A 17,579-nucleotide genomic window follows, 5' to 3' on the forward strand; every position below is an offset into this window, starting at 1 on the left:
TTTTCCAACATCACTGCCAGCCATCGGGCCTTTTCAACCTTCATGCGTCCTCGGGCTGCTGCCGCATCCTTGCCTAATGAGTGCCATTACTACTATCGAAAGTGTCGACACTTCGACGAAGGGCTCTTCCACACCAGCGTACTAACTTCATGGAGGCGGCAAGGATGGGTGGAATTGAACAATACTAACTTGTTGTTTTTAAAAGCAGATTACCGATTGTCGCGTACTGGTAGACGACGTGTACTAAAGGTGTACCCTATTGATTAAGGGCACCATATTTCCGAGTAAACCTACTGGATTGGGCTTACTCCCTCCGTTTAGAAGTGGGTGGCTCTTGCAAGGTGGGAGGTAAGACGATAGTCATGGTCTATTGACTGATTCGAAACCCGGATAATTCTAGCCGATTAATCTTTACAGGGCGGCCGACGGCTTAAGTCCACACAGTACGACGCCAGCGATAGTTGAACAACAACGCCTGCACTGCCGGATTGGTAGGGGGGACTGACTGCGCAGGTGTATTAAACTCCGAGCTTCGTAGACGATGGACTACGGTAACCGGCGCGGCTTGGAATGCGAGAAATATCTGCTCAGTAAGAGGCTTAGACAATGAGTACTTACCAACCGCCTCGTCGACCACTGCATAACGCATATTACGGCAAACATTTAATTTTTTTTCCGTCGCGAAAAACCCATGTTTCAATAGCCTGCCATAGCGCGCTAGAGAAGGATTATTGTGTTTTATTGGAATACGACGTTACAGTCATTTATTATGAATCCCAACCAGGCCCTTTTCACGTCAATGTTGCCACACACCCAAGACGATACACCCCGGATTTTTTTGTTGAGACAACAGAGTCAGCATATTACACCGAGGTCAAAACCGATTTTCAGAAATTAGCATCACGCATTGGTTTAAAACTCGAGGCGGCAAAGGAACAATTTTCGCGCGACGGCGCAACCTTGGCATTTGCTGATATAAAAAGTATCCGCCTCAATCCGAAACTGAGCAATTTAAGATTCTTATATCTTCATTCGTTTAATGTGAGTGACGATGAATATGGCGCCTGCCTTCATCTGTTATCCAAACTTTCTTACCCGATTAGCCTGCGACACATTCTCGACCACCCTGCCCAAGTGAGAGAGCGCGCCATTTACAGAGCCCTGTTCAGCCGAAAAATTGCGTTTGACATGACGCCTCGCTTATCTCTGGAAACTTTAATTGAGGAGCCGCCTCATGCAAATCACTGAACCTAAAGTCGGCGCACAATATTCCCTCGACAATCAAATTCTTGAAATCGTGTCTATCAATGATGGACTCATTTCACTGGGATCACTCAGTCATCAATACCATCGCTTCATTGACGTGACGATGTTCGCCAGCATGGAGCAGAAGGGCAAACTTTTCTTGCACCAACGCGCCGCTACCGACCTCAGCCTCGGCGCGCAGTTAGTGTCTCTCACAGCTGATCAAAAGCGACGTTTTTCGCACCGTCGAGCCTATATGGACGGCTGCTTCAAGGAGTTGAACGGCACCCTACCAAACGCGGCAGCTAAGCTCATGATCGCCCGTATCGCCACCAGAATTGGAGACCCTAATCCGCCTAGCGTTAGCACCCTGTGGAAGTGGAAAAATCGATACTTGGCCAGCAACCGTAGCCCATTTTCACTGCTGAAAAAACCATCCGTCACTCGGACAAAAAGGATACACGCTACTGTTGAGGAGCTTATACGCCACTATATCAACACCGTGTACCTGACCCGAGAACGGCCGACATTTAGCCACACTTATCGTTTACTGGTTGGACATGTGACGGCTGAAAACAGGGAGCGACACAACTACGGCAGTGCACCGCTAGCCGTTCCTTCATATGCCACTTTCCGTCGGAGAATTATCAAACTGGACCGATATCACGTGGCATTTGAGCGTCAAGGGTTAAAAGCGGCACAACGCTTAAGCAAGTCCAGTGGCCACCTATACATTGAAAATGATCCCTATGCCTGTACGCTATTTGATAGCCAGATCATGGATGTAAATATTATTGATAGTCACGGACAATTGATCGGAAGACCAACACTGTCCGCACATCTCAACCCATTTTCACGCAGATGTCCTGGGTGGGATATTTCAATAGGCCCACCATGCACCGAAAAAATGATGGCTGCCACAATTCGAGCCATCACCAACGACGGAAAAATGGGCACAATTTTTTCCGATCACGGTGCGGAAATATTCAACACGTGGGCGTTGACTACGTTCAATACTCTCGGAATTGTGAGCGATTACGTGCCGGTCGGCGACTATGACGCAAAATCGTTTATCGAGCGATTCTTCGGCACCGTGAACAAGGGCTTTTGCCACAATCTACCCGGCACCACTAAAAGCGGCCCCGAAGAACGCGGTGACTACCCATCGGAGCAGCGAGCTTGTCTAACGCTGGAGCAACTTAGAGCGGCATTTACCCTTTGGCTCGAGGCATATCACAGCTCCTGGCATGGGACACTTTGTACCAGCCCAGATAAAAAACATGAAACGCTTAAACTACAAGCCCCACCGCCCGAACAGTTCACAGAAATCGAACTAAAACAACTCTGCCTAAGTAACTGGCACTTACGAATTGACAGAGGATTAGTAAAAAAATCAAATTTAATCTGGTATGGCCAAGGGCTCGCCGAGGTGAGCCAACGATTGAAGCCGAAGCAGCAGGCTATTGTCTATTTCAATCCCTGCGATCTCGGAAGTGTATGGGTCGCACACCCGGACACTCCAGATGACTGGCATCCTGCTATAGGTACAAATCCGGAATACCAAAATGGACTAACGTTATCGGATCATAATGCCGTGCGCAAAATATTCATAGAGGAGCGGAGAAAATTTGATAATACCACCGCCTGCGTCAAGCTTTACGAACTGAGCCAACGTATCAAGGAGTACCAGCAAAACAATAAAACGAAAAAAGCTTCCCCCAAGCCTCCCTCAAAGAAAGCGCCGTCTGAATGGGCACTCCCACGCCCTATCGCGGATCCATCACATTTCCCCACGTACCAGATCGGAGGAAATTTGGATCATGAATCTGATGAATGAAGAAAAAATCAAACATTTCAGAAGCTTCACTGTCGCTCACCCCGAGTATCGTGAAGCCCTGGACACTATTCATCGCTCAATGGAAGCTACTCGACTCCGTGGAGAGCCAAGCTGTGTCATATTACTAGGAGATCCGGGCACTGGGAAAACTCGAATTTGCGATGACATATTGACTGAACTAGGCCCGCCCACCAAAAAACACACTGCCGATGGTGTCTGCATTATCAATCCAGTGATTTATTGCCGGGTACCGAACAACGCAACAATTAAAACACTGGTCACACGGCTGCTTAACTGCTTCGAAACTTATACAAAATATCAATCCGTTGACGCATTAGAATTCCGCCTATTCAACATACTTCATACATGCCAAACCGTTATGATTATCTTAGACGAATGGCAACATCTATTAAGAAGCGGAACTGGCCACGCGTTACAAAGCGCAGCCGACTGGGTAAAGGTGCTGACAGACATATACTCTGGCGAAGTCATGCTGGTCGGCCCTCCAGCCTGCGAGCGAATGATCGATCAACACCAAGCGCTCGCTGACCGCTTTCCTTATCGTGCGAGACTTTCGCCATTTTCCCTTGCTTCACCTGAACATTACAGTAACTACCTCAAGCTTATTCGGGCGTTTGCTATCGATATTAAAGAGTCTATGGGGTTCATTGAGATCCCGCCTCTTACCGATGAGAAGGTACTACTCGGTGTATATGCAGCCACGGGTGGTAATATGCGGGCTCTAAGGGTTCTGCTAAATGCTTCGCTGACCAACGCTCTAAATCGCAACGATTCCAACTTGCTTATCTCTGACTTCTCAATGGCCGCATGCCAAGTAAAACTTGCGACTCGACTCACGCCCCAAAACCCATTTGATAAAACATGCAGCGAACTCAAAAAAATAATCTTTACGAGTTCAAAAAAATGCACAAATTAGTATTCATACCAGTGCCGCACCCACAGGAGAGCGGTATTTCCCTGCTAATACGCTGCGCAACCGCTAACGGTTATGAAACTTTAAAATTTTTCAGCTCGGTATTCCGGCTAAAACTCAAAAATATTGCAAACAGTTATTGGAACAGCTCCGAAGCGCATAACCTGCTGACTCAACATAAGATGCTGCATCCAGCGGAAAAAGAATTACTGGAAGAGGCTTTCCACTCCAAACTCAGGCGTGGCAGTCAGACTCACATCAACATAAATGGTGTTTCGTTTCCGGCTTCTCTGCTTCGCCAACAACTGGTTCTATGTTCTGCTTGTATCCGCTCCGGCCACTTAAATATCATGCATACTCTTAAGTTTTCCGATGTATGCCCCATTCACGCCGAGCAGTACATCACATCATGCCCCCATTGTAGCCAACCCTTGGATTGGTTGCTCCTAAGAAATTACTATTGCCGCTGCGGATTTGACCTTCGTAAATCACCTTCCAGACCATCTGACAAAACCGCCAGCGCAATAATTAAAAAAGCGATGATCGATAGGGATGGGGATTTTTTCAGGCTGCTATTAGCATCGATGACAGCATTCCGTTATTTGCACACGTCCGACGGAGGCTTCGACTTTATGAAAACTTGCGTTAAAATCGCAACGGGTAAAAAAGACGTTTTCTTTCATGAAATGCAAACACTACGACAGTACTTTCCCAGCCTTCATCTTAGAGCCTTAATGGCCCCTTTTATATTAAGCTCCGACACAACTCTAAGTAAATTCGGTATCGAATATTTTTATAATAGCCTTAAATCAAAACCGACAAACCACGAGCAAGACTGTAGGTGCAGCGAGCTACTATTCACGGAGCCTGAGCTTATATACATTTTTAATTCGCTTGCTAACGTCACCCAACTCAAAGCGGAGAGATTATGTTTTCGAACAGACTTCAAAAGCTATCCAAGCGTTCGCAGACCACTTTATAAGTGCCCGAATATTTGCAACACTCTGATCAACCAAGGCGACTGTGCGTGGGACTCAACGGATGCATACCCATCGCCTGAATCGAACTTCGAATTGCTTGATCACAAAAAAGCTGCCGCACTTTTGCATACCTCACCCCGGAATGTAAAGTATTTGATCAGCGCAGGCTTACTAAAAGGCTTTAAACCAAAATACATACAACCGCCAAAAACCACGATATTATCAATTAAAGACTTTAATGAAAAATATATGTTACGCTCTGAAATCGCGTCTCGCAGCGGCTTGCGAGATACTGAACTGAAGAAACTTATTGACAGCTTCATTCCTACCGTGATCCACACTACCCTGTATGCCAATAAAATTAGAATTTATCTCAGAAATCAAGTACCCCCTGAACTTACTTGCACGATCGACAAGCAGGCAGCAGCTTTAATTCAGCCTCCCTTATCCGCCCAATCGTTACTGAGTTTCAAAAAAACAGCTGAACTCTTGTCAATCTCCCGCACTGACACCAGCGCATTAATTGATGCAGGAATAATCCGAACAAAGAAAGTAACCACTCGAGATAAGACAAAAGGCCGCCAGTTTTGCACAGGAGAAAGCGTATTGGAGGCTATCGCATGGCGCAAAAAACATCTTTCTGTCGTCGAGGTTAGCGCAAAAGCAAATTGCAGCCCCCACCTAATCCGCATCCGTTTTATTAATTCTGGATTTATAACTCCTTTAGCACTTCGACACACGGCCATGATCAGCCTGGCAGACGTAAACAAACTAGTTAACCATATAAAAAAATACACCACGCTTCAGACGCTGGCTACAGAATTCATGCGCAACGCAAGTGCAATTGTAAAAATAATAGAGCAAGGCGGTATACTCCCACTTACCAGAGACCACCCTGACTTCATTAAGGGCCAGGTCACTTTGCTTCGTACAGAGACACAAAAAGTGATGAAGCAGTACGCAGGTAAAAAACACGGAGCAACTTTAACCGACGAGCAAAAATATTAAAACTCTACTGATCAATATTTCATCAAGGCTATACAACCAAGAAGCTTCATACTAGTCAACTTATATCCATAAAATGCAACCCCAGAATCGCCAAACATTTGACATAATTCCTCCTGCTAATTTTCACATTTTGAAACAATGGTATTTTTAACGATACCAACCGTGACCTGGGTGCCCCCCCCTCCCGCAAACGAATAATCGACAGACTGCCAAGCCATTATATATTTATACATCTGATTCGCTGCTTCCATAAATTCGCGATGCACCCTTTTATACCCATTTTTTTAGTAGTAACACAGAATCTCGAAGGCTATCAGTGCTATGGCCAGCGAAGGTTTTGTCGATCTTGCTTATTACAAACGCAACAATAAAGTTTTATGAAAATTTTTGTATTCGATTTACCCCACAACCTCCCTTCGGCAGCATAGCTGCTGATCCCTTGAGGGTTAAACAATTAGCTGAATTTTCACGCCGAATTGGCTTTTGAGAAATCGTTCCAGTTCCATGGATGGTTCGCAGGCATCCAAACCCAAGCACCATTTACACCTGAGCTTCAGCCATTACAACCCATCATAAAATCTAAGCAGGATGGTAGTCTTATCCATGAATTTATGAAGACCGTAAACGCCATCATACTGCTCTAAGCCACTCGACCACTGGTGTGGTCGCGAGCCTCCGGCAAATCTACTGAAGCATTTCTCACACTTCTGCTCATCATTACGTTTAGCATAAATGCCGCGCTAGGTAGTGAGCATTAAATGCAAAATACAGAAGTACCGCCCCTCTCGCCCGGTCCATACTCAACTAATACTGCTAAGAGCCAATTCTCGGCATTCGTGAGGACAATATCCATACGCTCTTGCGATAATTAGCTGAAGGTTCGGCAGGGCGAGGAAGCTGATTCCCCCAGCGGGGCCATGAATCGAGTGAAAAAAATAATGCACATCAACTGAGGCCTAATGATAAGTGATAGACGCCGGCGTAATTTCTCTTCAGATGATCAGAAAATTTCAAAGGTTCGAAAAATTCTAGCCTTAAGCCATTGATCTGCCGTACGCTCATTCCCACTTTCAATGAATACTCATGCCCTGTACTTCGGTCGTTGTTGGTTTTCATGCGCAAACTTTTGTACCTGTTCTTCTCCATGGCCATCGTTGCCGTCCTCACCACCTACGCCATGTGGGCGGCAGACCGGCCTGCGGGGCATTATCTGTCGGACCTGCGCATCAAACTGGCGGTCGATCAAGGCACTCCCGCCGACCGTGGCAATCTGCTGGGCATCCAGCCGGAACTGTTCCCCACCGACTATCAAAACCCCGCGCGCCTTCACCGCAAACTCGCGGCGTACTTGCAGCAAGCGCAGGATCAAGGCTTGTTGAATGACAAAACCGTGGTGGTGTTGCCGGAACACGTCGGCACCTGGCTGATGATCAGCGGCGAAAAAGACGAGCTCTATCAAGCGCCCACCCTCGCCGAGGCGATGAACTGGCTGGCGGCGAGTAATCCGTTGTTGTTCGCCCGTGCCTGGCTCAGCGCCAAGGGCAAGGACCGTCTCGACGACGCCCACCTGCGCATGAAATCGCGCAGCATGGCCAAGGATTACCAGGCACTGTTCGGCGGTTTGGCCAAGGAATTCCACGTGACGCTGGTGGCCGGCTCCATCGTTTTGCCCGAGCCGAGTATCCGTGACGGCCAGCTCAAACCCGGCAGCGGTGCGCTGTACAACAGCAGCGTGGTCTTCGGTCGCGACGGCGCACCGCTCGGCCAGCCGCAGCGGCAGATGCACCCGGTGTTCAGCCAGCGTGATGTCATCCAGGCCAATGAAAAGACGATCAACATTGTCGACACCCCGGCTGGGCGCCTTGGTGTGCTGATCGGCAGTGACAGCTGGTATCCGGACCACTACCGCAAACTCGACGAGCAAGGTGCGCAATTGGTCGCCGTACCGGCGCAGGTTTTTGGGCAAGGCGCATGGGATCAGCCGTGGCGTGGCTACAAGGGTTCGAGTACACCGGGCTCAGTCAGCCTCAAGCCCGGCGAAGTCAGCGAAGGCCAGGCCTGGCATCGCCTGACCTTGACCGCGCAACCGCCAAGCAGCCATGCAGTTGCCGGCATGAGTGTGTTTCTGCGCGGGCAGTTCTGGGATAAATCAGGCGCCGGTCAGAGCTTTCTCAGTAGCAACGGCCAGCAGTTCGCCGATGGCGACGCCCGTGGTGCGCGCATGCTGAATATCTGGTTGTAAGCGATGAAGCCGCTGCCGATGCGCCTTGGGGATCTGTCGGTAGGTTTCGTTCATAGCCTCGCCGATGCGGTGCGCAGTCACGGCGCCGACCCACAGCCGCTGCTCGAACAATACGCACTCGATGCGGCAAGATTGGCCGAGGCCGGGGCACGCCTGTCGATTCCGCGTTACATGCGCTTGGGGCACGGCGCAATTCAATTGACCGGCGATCCAGCACTGGGCCTGCGCATGGGTCAACTGAGTCGCTTGAGCCAGGCGGGGCTGGCCGGTGTCACCGCATCGCAGGCACCTACCGTACGTGAGGCCGCCCGTTGTCTGATCCGTTTCGAACCATTGTACGGTTCCAATTACCGCGGTCAGTCGAGCTTTCACGAGGACGCCAATGGCGCATGGCTACGCTTCTATTCGATCAGCCCGTACAACGCCTATAACCGCTTTGTGGTGGATTCAATCATCGCCGGCTGGCTGCATCAGCTATCCAGCGTCAGCCGCGAACCGCTGCGGGCTGAACGCATTGAAATCGAATTCGACGCGCCCGACTATCGCGACGCTTACGCTGCCTTGGGTGATTGCCCGATCCAGTTCGGCGCCGAGCGCAACCAGTTGCGCCTGGGCCTGCCCAGCCTCGCCCTGCGCAATCCCGAGCACTGCCCGAGCACTTGGCGACATCTGCTGCAATTGTGTGAAAGAGAGCTGGAGCAACTGACCCGCACCCGCAGTCTGCGCGAACGCATCACGCAATTGCTTGGGCCGTTATTGAATGGTGGCCGGGAACCGGACCTGGAAGAAGTGGCGGCTAGCCTGAAGCTGCCAACCTGGACTTTGCGACGTAAACTGACCGAGGAAGGCACGCAGTTTCGCGCGATCCTCAATGACACTCGCCGTGATCTGGCGATGACCTACATCCGCGATACGGAACTGGCGTTTGGCGAAATCGCTTACCTGCTCGGCTTTGCTTCAGCCGAAGCATTCCAGCGAGCGTTCAAACGCTGGAGCGGCCAGACGCCCGGCGAATTCCGCCGCAGTCATCGCAAAACAGCGTGAAGCCTTAAAGCTCGGTGGCGTCTTCCGCCGGCTCCGCCGGATCCAGTTCGTAGGCTTGGTATTCAAGCAGTTCTTCTTGATATTCATCCATTGTGTAATCCCCCTACTGCTCTGTTGAATGGGCCCGAGCAAATGCCCAGTGCCTCGAGCGTAACCTGCCCGTGTGAAGGAAAAGTGAAACTGGCCTTCATGGATAAAACGTAGCAGGCGGTCAGGAATTTATCGCGGGATTTTTTTACCCACGCAAAATAACTGTGGGAGCGAGCTTGCTCGCGAAGAGGCCAGGCCAGTCGAAATTAATGTCGGCTGACCTGACGCTTTCGCGAGCAAGCTCGCTCCCACAAGGGAATTAGAAATGCTGGGATTATTGGCCGGACGCTGGCATCGCTGGAATCGGCTCGGACGGCGGTGGGATGTCCGTCGGATTGGCCGGTGGGGTGATGGTTTCGGTGGTCGGCGCAGGTTCTGCGCTCGGCGCCGGAGCAATCGGGGTCGACTCCGCAGGCGGTGCAACCGGCTCGGAAATGACCGGAGCTGCTTCAGCGGGCGCAGGCGCGGTCACGGCTGGCTCAACTGCTGGAACAGGTGCTGGAGCGGGCTCTGCGGCCGGCGTCAGGTTCGCGGGGGCTGCTTTTGGTTCAGGCACGCCCAGATCAGTCTTCGGCTTCTCTTCGATATGTGCCGCTTTCTTGGTTTCTGCCGGCAGGAACTGCTCGACCAAGGTAAAGAAACGCTCATAGAACTTCTGCGCCGTCACCGTCTCGCTCGCGACCTTGACCATCGAATCGTCTGACGAGCCGATCGGCATCGATACCGAACCCAACACACCCACACCGAGACTCGCCGAGTTGTTGGTCTTCTTCAGCGCATAGCGATCCTGCAAGGCGTTAGCGAACATCGTCGCGTGATGCCCGGCACTGCCGTCATCGGCGCAGACCACATTGAAGCTGATCTCCATGTGGGTATCGCCGGTTTGCTGAAAGCTCTTGTGGCCACTGATCACTTTCGAGTCGTTGCTGGTAATGATATAGCCCTGACTCAGCAACGCACGACGCGCCGCTTCGCAACTGACGACGTCCGTCACCGGGTAATTACGCGAAAACGTACCCGAGTCATCGAAGTTCTCGTGCTCATACATCGGCTTGTCTTTCGCACAGCCGGCAACAACGGTAAACAACAGCGTCAACCCGACAACACGCAGGGGAGTGGAAATCAACATTAAACATCCTGAGGTAAAACAGTCCGGGGCGTATTGTGCAACAGAACGCGCCCCCGCGGCGTATGGATTAGTGTCTTGAAACAGTTACAACCTTATCGACCCCAGATTGCGGAAAAAGGTCGCGCTGATCATTCGATGAAGAAAACCCGGCAAATCCAGAATCAGGTCTCGGCCAGAAGCTACGGCAGCAACAACTCAAACCAAATGCATAGTCACAAAAGAGAGCACTAGCAACAAATGCGTCGCCTACCAACCCGCCATCGCTGGCAAGCCAGCTCCCACAAGGATCAGGAGCATACAGTTAGAAATTGGTCACTGTCAGGCTGGCTCCCACAGTTTTGGTTTACGCGAAGCATGTGGCGCAGCCACCCCACTCAACACAATGAGCGTTAGCTCAAGTGCAGCTCTTGATCTAAAAGGCCCCGTCGGCAGGCTGAGTGGAGGGATTCATCCGGGGGGCAGGCGCGAAGCGCCGTTCGACGAAGTCGAACACATCGAGAGGAGGTGCAGCGAAGCAAACCGCAGGCGACTGCGCCCGGATGGATCGCGGAACGAAGGAACCCGAGCCACGGCGAGGGCCAAACGTTGGGGCAAAGCCTTTTGGGTTACCTTTTCGGCGTCTGGAAAAGGTGACCCGCCGTAAGGGCGGAACTCTAATCCGCCAACCGCAAAAAAACGGATATTCACCCAACACCCAAGAACATGGCCGGCCCAAAGGCCGCCAAGGCCAAAAAGCGAGCGCCCACAAAAAAGCCCCGACTGATTAGGCCGGGGCTCCTTGTACAACAGCTCAGTCAACCATCAGAACTTCTTGATGTCAGCCTGGCTCTCCAACTGCTTGCGATACGCCGCAAAGTCCTGCTGACCTTCACGCGACGCAAGGAAGCGACGGTACTGAGCCTTCTCTTCATCAGTCGGTGCAGCCGCTTCGTTCACGCCATTCAGACGCACGATCATCAAACTGCCGTCAGGCAACGTCACACTGGTGAACGTCGGTTTGTCCTTGGCAGCCGGTTTCGGCATGCGGAACAGTGCTTGCAGCACCGCCGGTTCAACACCTTCCTGACCACGAGTGGCCGCTTCGGTGGTTTTCCAGTTCTGACCGTCAACCGCTTTGTCTAGAGCAGCCTTGCCGTCGCGCAGATCAGCGATCAGCTTCTCGGCCTTGGTCTTGGCTGCCGCGCTGGCATGCTCTTTGGTCAACTGAGCGCGGATGGCCGCATTCACGCTTTCCAGAGGCAGTTGCGCAGGCTTCAAGTGTTCCTTGGCACGCAGCACGATCACGGTATCCGGATCCAGCTCAATGGCGGTGCTGTTGGCACTTTCATCGAGCACTTCGGTGCTGAATGCCGCAGTGACCACGGCACGGTTGGCCGCGATCCCTTCGCCACCTTCACGGCCGAATGGCTTGGAGGTGTGGACGGTCAGTTTCAGATCCGACGCTGGCTGAGCCAGATCGGACGCTTCGAATGCAGAGTCTTCCAACTGCTTGGTCGCCTCGACGAAACGCTGCTCGACCTGCGCCGCTTTCAAATCGCGGGTCAGCTTGTCTTTCAGGCTGGCCAGGGACGGCACTTCAGGTGCTTCAACACCCAGCAGCTTGATCAGGTGGTAACCGAAATCGGTGCGAACCGGCTCGGAAACCTGATCTTTAGCCAGCGAGTACAGCGATTTTTCGAAGGCTGGGTCATAGACGCCTGGACCTGCGTAACCGAGGTCGCCGCCATTGCTGGCCGAACCCGGATCCTGCGAGAACTCTTTGGCCAGCGCTTCGAATTGTTCGCCTTTGGCCAGACGCGCCTGGACCTCTTCGATCTTCGCTTTGGCTTGAGCTTCGGTGGTCTTGTCGTTCACTTCGATCAGGATGTGTGCCGCACGACGCTGTTCCGACAGGTTGGCAATCTCTTTCTGATACGCCGCCTGCAGGTCTTCGTCCTTGACAGCGACCTGATCGAAGAACGAGGCCTTCTTCAGCTCCAGGTAATCGATGACCACTTGATCCGGGGTCATGAATTCCTTGGCGTGTTCGTCGTAGTAAGCCTTGACCTCATCATCGGTCAGCTTGACCGCAGCCGGATCGGCCTTGACGTTCAGGGTCGCGAAGTCACGGGTCTGCTTTTCCAGACGGGCGAAAGCCAGCACTTCGGCGTCGGTCACGAAACCGCTGCCACCGATACCGGCGCGCAGTTGGCCGATCAGCATTTCCTGAGCCAGCATCTGGCGGAATTGCATACGGCTGTAGCCCAGTTGACGGATCACCTGGTCGAAACGCTCGGAGCTGAATTTGCCGTCAACCTGGAATTCAGGCGTCAGCAGGATCACCTGATCCAGTGCGCCTTCGGAGAAGGAAAATTTCGCTTGGTCTGCGCCTTGCAGCAGCAGCTTGCGATCGATCAGACCCTTGAGGGCCGATTCGCGAAGCATTTTTTCATCGAGCAACGAGGCATCGAAATCCTTGCCCAGCTGTTGCATCAGCTGGCGGCGTTGCATATCAACGGCCTGGCTTAGCTCGTTCTGGCTGATTTCTTCACCGTTGACCGTGGCCGCATCCTGGCTGTTGGTCGTAGCCTGGAAAATGGCTTCGATACCGGTGAATGCCATCAATACAACGATGATCCCGATAATAGTCTTGGCAATCCAGCCTTGTGAATTGTCCCTGATATTCTGCAGCATGCGTCCCCCAGAAACGGTTGAACTTCAATATTTAGGCAACCGTGGAGCGTGGGTAGAATCCGGATAGAAGAAAGGCGCATCCGAGGATGCGCCTTCTCGTAACTGGCGGAGCGGACAGGGCTCGAACCCTCGATCCCGGCGTTACAGGCAGCTGTTTCAGCGACCTGCTCTACCGCTCCGCTGCCAAGTCAGGCATGACCCCGACCCGGATGGGTAAAAACTTGAAAACTTAGTTAACCGCTTCTTTCAGTGCTTTACCGGCTTTGAAGCCTGGTTTTTTAGCAGCAGCGATTTGCAGCGTCTTGCCGGTCTGTGGGTTACGACCAACGCGCGCTGGACGATCAGTTACGGAGAAAGTACCGAAACCAACCAGGACAACGGAGTCGCCGGCCTTGAGAGCGCCAGTGACGGATTCGATTACAGCGTCCAGCGCACGGCCAGCAGCAGCTTTCGGGATATCAGCGGATGCAGCGATAGCATCAATCAGTTCCGACTTGTTCACTCTAAGTCCCCTTATATCTATTTTGAGATGATTCTAAGTTTTTTTGGTGAAAGCAAAAACGAGTGCTGAATGGCCTACAGACACTTAAGAGCCGCTTTATAACAAGGGCTCTAAAAAGCTGTCAAGGAAGCCACCCAGTCAAAAACGATTAATGCGTGCTAATTCTTTCCTTAGAGTCAGACTCACGTTTTTCATCCTTGGCAACTATCTCCGGAGCCACATCCGGCAAGGGCTCCGGCGCGTATTGCAGCGCAATTTGCAGGACCTCGTCAATCCATTTAACCGGTTTAATCTGCAGATCCTGCTTGATATTGTCAGGAATCTCCTTCAAATCACGCACGTTCTCTTCCGGAATAATCACAGTCTTGATTCCGCCGCGGTGTGCCGCCAGCAGTTTTTCCTTCAGACCGCCAATTGCCAGCACCTGGCCACGCAGGGTGATTTCGCCCGTCATGGCGACATCGGCGCGCACCGGAATGCCGGTCAATGCCGAAACCAATGCCGTGCACATGCCTACACCGGCGCTAGGGCCGTCCTTCGGGGTTGCCCCTTCCGGCATGTGAATGTGCGTGTCGCGCTTCTCATGGAAGTCCAGAGGAATGCCCAGGCTCTTGGCACGGCTGCGCACAACGGTCAGTGCAGCAGTGATCGATTCGACCATTACATCACCCAGCGAGCCGGTCTTGATCAACTGACCTTTACCCGGCACGACCGCGGCTTCGATGGTCAGCAATTCGCCGCCAACCTGAGTCCAGGCGAGGCCGGTGACCTGACCAATCTGATCCTGTTGCTCGGCCAGACCATAGCGGAACTTGCGCACGCCGAGGAAGTGTTCCAGCAGTTCAGCTGTCACTTTCACCGAGAAGCGTTTTTCCATCGCATGCTCTTTCACCGCCTTGCGGCAGACCTTGGCGATCTGACGTTCAAGGCCACGCACACCGGCTTCACGGGTGTAGTAGCGAATGATGTCGCGGATCGCTTCGGCGTCGAATTCCAGCTCGCCTTTCTTCAGGCCATTGGCGGTGATCTGCTTAGGCGACAGGTATTTGACCGCGATGTTGATCTTCTCGTCTTCGGTGTAGCCCGGCAAACGGATGACTTCCATCCGATCGAGCAGCGCCGGCGGAATGTTCATCGAGTTAGAGGTGCAGAGGAACATCACGTCCGAGAGGTCGTAGTCGACTTCCAGATAGTGATCGTTGAAGTTGTGGTTTTGCTCCGGATCGAGCACTTCCAGCAGTGCCGACGCCGGATCGCCACGCATGTCACTGCCCATTTTGTCGATTTCATCGAGCAGGAACAGCGGGTTGCGCACGCCCACCTTTGTCATCTTTTGAATCAATCTACCCGGCATCGAACCGATGTAAGTCCGGCGGTGACCACGGATTTCCGCTTCATCACGCACACCACCCAAGGCCATGCGCACAAATTTTCGGTTGGTTGCGTGAGCAATCGACTCCGCCAGCGAGGTTTTACCCACGCCCGGAGGACCGACCAGGCACAACACCGGACCACGGATCTTCTTCACGCGTTTCTGCACGGCGAGGTACTCAAGGATACGTTCCTTGACCTCTTCGAGACCGTAGTGATCGGCATCGAGAATGTCTTCTGCGCGCGCCAGGTCCAGACGCACCTTGCTCTGCGCCTTCCACGGCACCTGTACCAGCCAGTCGATGTACGAGCGCACCACGGTGGCCTCAGCGGACATCGGTGACATCTGCTTGAGCTTGTTCAGCTCGGCAGTGGCTTTAGCCAACGCGTCCTTCGGCAGACCGGCAGCGTCGATGCGCTTTTTCAGGTCCTCGATTTCGTTGTGGCCTTCATCGCTGTCGCCGAGTTCTTTCTGAATGGCCTTCATCTGCTCATTCAGGTAGTACTCGCGCTGACTGCGCTCCATCTGCTTTTTGACGCGACCACGAATGCGTTTTTCGACTTGCAGCAGATCGATCTCGGCGTCCAGCAACGCCAGAACGTGCTCGACCCGCGCCGACAAATCGATGATTTCGAGGATTTCCTGCTTCTGCTCGATCTTCAGCGCCATGTGTGCAGCCATGGTGTCGACCAGGCGACCCGGCTCATCGATGCTGTTGAGCGACGACAGGACTTCAGCCGGGACTTTCTTGCCCAACTGCACATATTGTTCGAACTGCGACAGCAGCGTGCGCACGAACACTTCAGACTCGCGCTCGGCAGCATCGACTTCTTCGATCAGCGAGACTTCTGCACGGCAGTGGCCGTCGACTTCGCTGAAGCGTTCAACGGTACCGCGCTGCTCACCCTCGACCAGAACCTTGACGGTGCCGTCAGGCAGCTTGAGTAGCTGTAGAACGGTGGCAATTGTACCTACGCGGTAGAGAGCGTCTTCACCGGGATCATCATCAGCCGGGTTTCTCTGGGCCAGCAGCAGAATCTGCTTGTCGCCCGTCATCGCAGCTTCGAGGGCTTCGATGGATTTCTCGCGCCCCACGAACAGCGGGATAACCATGTGCGGATAAACCACGACATCACGCAATGGCAGGAGAGGCAATTCGATGGTTGTCTTCATGATTTCGCCTCTACGGCGGCCATATGGCCGTAATCAGATGGAATTAAGCTTGAAACCAAGATGGGGGCTGCCTTGAAAAAAAACAAGCGCAAAGCGGATGTAAAAAACGACATAAAAAAAAAGAGGCCCGAAGGCCCCTTCTTTATTCCGGCAGAGTGGACGCTTACGCGTCCGGCGCTGCCTTGGCAGCCGGCTCACTGTTCTCGTAGATATACAGCGGCTTGGACTTGCCTTCGATCACACTTTCATCGATCACGACTTTGCTCACCTCGGACTGCGAGGGGATTTCATACATCGTGTCGAGCAGCACACCTTCGAGAATCGAACGCAGGCCACGGGCACCGGTTTTACGTTCCAGGGCACGTTTAGCGACCGATTTCAGTGCGTCGGCTCGGAATTCCAGATCGACGCCTTCCATCTCGAACAGCTTGGCATACTGTTTGGTCAGAGCATTTTTCGGCTCGGTGAGGATCTGCATCAACGCAGCCTCATCCAGTTCGTCCAGCGTCGCGAGGACCGGCAGACGACCGACGAACTCCGGGATCAGACCGAACTTGACCAGATCGTCAGGCTCGACTTCACGCAGGGATTCACCGACTTTCTTGCCTTCTTCCTTGCTGCGCACTTCTGCGTTGAAACCGATGCCACCTTTGGTGGAACGGTTCTGGATAACTTTCTCGAGACCCGAGAACGCACCACCGCAGATGAACAGGATATTACGGGTGTCGACCTGCAGGAACTCCTGCTGCGGATGCTTGCGGCCACCTTGCGGCGGTACGGAAGCGACCGTGCCTTCGATCAACTTGAGCAAGGCCTGCTGCACGCCTTCACCGGAAACGTCTCGGGTGATCGACGGGTTGTCGGACTTGCGGGAAATCTTGTCGATTTCATCGATATAGACAATACCCATCTGGGCTTTCTCTACGTCGTAATCGCACTTTTGCAGCAGTTTCTGAATGATGTTCTCGACATCTTCACCTACGTAACCAGCCTCGGTGAGGGTGGTGGCGTCAGCGATCGTGAACGGAACGTTCAGCAAGCGGGCCAGTGTTTCAGCCAGCAGGGTTTTACCGGAGCCTGTCGGGCCGATCAGCAGGATGTTGCTCTTGCCGAGTTCGACGTCGTCAGCCTTTTTGTCACGCTGATTAAGGCGCTTGTAGTGGTTGTACACCGCTACGGCCAAAACCTTCTTCGCACGCTCCTGACCAATGACGTACTGGTCAAGGATGCCGCTGATTTCTTTAGGCGAAGGCAATTTATGCGCGCTGCTTTCGGCCTGGGCTTCCTGCACCTCCTCGCGGATGATGTCATTGCACAGGTCGACGCACTCGTCGCAGAAAAACACCGAGG

General features: G+C 52.7%; 11 protein-coding genes. 6 read left to right on the forward strand and 5 right to left on the reverse strand.

Annotated elements, in window-relative coordinates:
- Positions 1–606: 606 nt before the first annotated feature.
- The 6 genes from ACIQVE_RS25240 to ACIQVE_RS25265 all read left to right on the forward strand — a co-directional run bounded on the left by ACIQVE_RS25240 (position 607) and on the right by ACIQVE_RS25265 (position 9,290).
- Complete coding sequence (locus ACIQVE_RS25240; protein ID WP_402813666.1) at positions 607–1,248, forward strand: Tn7 transposase TnsA N-terminal domain-containing protein; 642 nt, start codon at positions 607–609, stop codon at positions 1,246–1,248.
- Complete coding sequence (locus ACIQVE_RS25245) at positions 1,235–3,082, forward strand: DNA-binding domain-containing protein (RefSeq protein ID WP_402813668.1); 1,848 nt, start codon at positions 1,235–1,237, stop codon at positions 3,080–3,082. The genes ACIQVE_RS25240 and ACIQVE_RS25245 overlap by 14 nt, the downstream gene beginning before the upstream one ends.
- Positions 3,066–4,019, forward strand: coding sequence for a TniB family NTP-binding protein (locus ACIQVE_RS25250; protein WP_402813671.1), 954 nt, complete (start codon positions 3,066–3,068; stop codon positions 4,017–4,019). The genes ACIQVE_RS25245 and ACIQVE_RS25250 overlap by 17 nt, the downstream gene beginning before the upstream one ends.
- Positions 3,965–6,004 carry a TniQ family protein gene (locus ACIQVE_RS25255; protein WP_402813673.1) on the forward strand — a complete coding sequence of 680 codons (2,040 nt, stop codon included), beginning with the start codon at positions 3,965–3,967 and terminating at the stop codon, positions 6,002–6,004. The genes ACIQVE_RS25250 and ACIQVE_RS25255 overlap by 55 nt, the downstream gene beginning before the upstream one ends.
- Before the next feature lie 1,114 nt (positions 6,005–7,118).
- Entirely contained in the window at positions 7,119–8,246 is a 1,128-nt protein-coding gene (locus ACIQVE_RS25260; protein ID WP_402813676.1) for a carbon-nitrogen hydrolase family protein, read from the forward strand.
- A gap of 3 nt (positions 8,247–8,249) precedes the next feature.
- Positions 8,250–9,290: an AraC family transcriptional regulator gene (locus tag ACIQVE_RS25265; protein WP_402813679.1), complete on the forward strand. Its 1,041-nt coding sequence runs from the start codon at positions 8,250–8,252 to the stop codon at positions 9,288–9,290.
- 364 nt (positions 9,291–9,654) lie between these two features.
- Here ACIQVE_RS25265 and ACIQVE_RS25270 read toward each other — a convergent pair whose 3' ends face one another.
- From ACIQVE_RS25270 to clpX, 5 genes are all read right to left on the reverse strand, one after another.
- Complete coding sequence (locus tag ACIQVE_RS25270) at positions 9,655–10,509, reverse strand: DUF2242 domain-containing protein (RefSeq protein ID WP_402813682.1); 855 nt, start codon at positions 10,507–10,509, stop codon at positions 9,655–9,657.
- Between the two features lie 801 nt (positions 10,510–11,310).
- The gene (locus tag ACIQVE_RS25275; RefSeq protein ID WP_402813684.1) at positions 11,311–13,182 is read right to left on the reverse strand and encodes a SurA N-terminal domain-containing protein; all 1,872 of its coding nucleotides are present in this window, start codon (positions 13,180–13,182) and stop codon (positions 11,311–11,313) included.
- A 229-nt stretch (positions 13,183–13,411) separates the two neighbouring features.
- Positions 13,412–13,684 (reverse strand): HU family DNA-binding protein, encoded by a 273-nt coding sequence (locus ACIQVE_RS25280; RefSeq protein WP_008077714.1) that lies wholly within the window; start codon positions 13,682–13,684, stop codon positions 13,412–13,414.
- A 148-nt stretch (positions 13,685–13,832) separates the two neighbouring features.
- Entirely contained in the window at positions 13,833–16,229 is a 2,397-nt protein-coding gene (lon, locus tag ACIQVE_RS25285) for an endopeptidase La (protein ID WP_402813689.1), read from the reverse strand.
- Between the two features lie 163 nt (positions 16,230–16,392).
- Positions 16,393–17,579: ATP-dependent Clp protease ATP-binding subunit ClpX (gene clpX, locus ACIQVE_RS25290; protein WP_402813692.1), on the reverse strand; the 1,187-nt coding region annotated here is incomplete at its 5' end.

The organism is Pseudomonas sp. NPDC098747, from assembly GCF_044760045.1.
GTDB lineage: Bacteria > Pseudomonadota > Gammaproteobacteria > Pseudomonadales > Pseudomonadaceae > Aquipseudomonas.

Coding starts and splice junctions, on each gene's coding strand:
- ACIQVE_RS25240 (WP_402813666.1), top strand. CDS start 607: ATGAGTACTTACCAACCGCCTCGTCGACCACTGCATAACGCATATTAC.
- ACIQVE_RS25245 (WP_402813668.1), top strand. CDS start 1,235: ATGCAAATCACTGAACCTAAAGTCGGCGCACAATATTCCCTCGACAAT.
- ACIQVE_RS25250 (WP_402813671.1), top strand. CDS start 3,066: ATGAATCTGATGAATGAAGAAAAAATCAAACATTTCAGAAGCTTCACT.
- ACIQVE_RS25255 (WP_402813673.1), top strand. CDS start 3,965: ATGCAGCGAACTCAAAAAAATAATCTTTACGAGTTCAAAAAAATGCAC.
- ACIQVE_RS25260 (WP_402813676.1), top strand. CDS start 7,119: ATGCGCAAACTTTTGTACCTGTTCTTCTCCATGGCCATCGTTGCCGTC.
- ACIQVE_RS25265 (WP_402813679.1), top strand. CDS start 8,250: ATGAAGCCGCTGCCGATGCGCCTTGGGGATCTGTCGGTAGGTTTCGTT.
- ACIQVE_RS25270 (WP_402813682.1), bottom strand. CDS start 10,509: ATGTTGATTTCCACTCCCCTGCGTGTTGTCGGGTTGACGCTGTTGTTT.
- ACIQVE_RS25275 (WP_402813684.1), bottom strand. CDS start 13,182: ATGCTGCAGAATATCAGGGACAATTCACAAGGCTGGATTGCCAAGACT.
- lon (WP_402813689.1), bottom strand. CDS start 16,229: ATGAAGACAACCATCGAATTGCCTCTCCTGCCATTGCGTGATGTCGTG.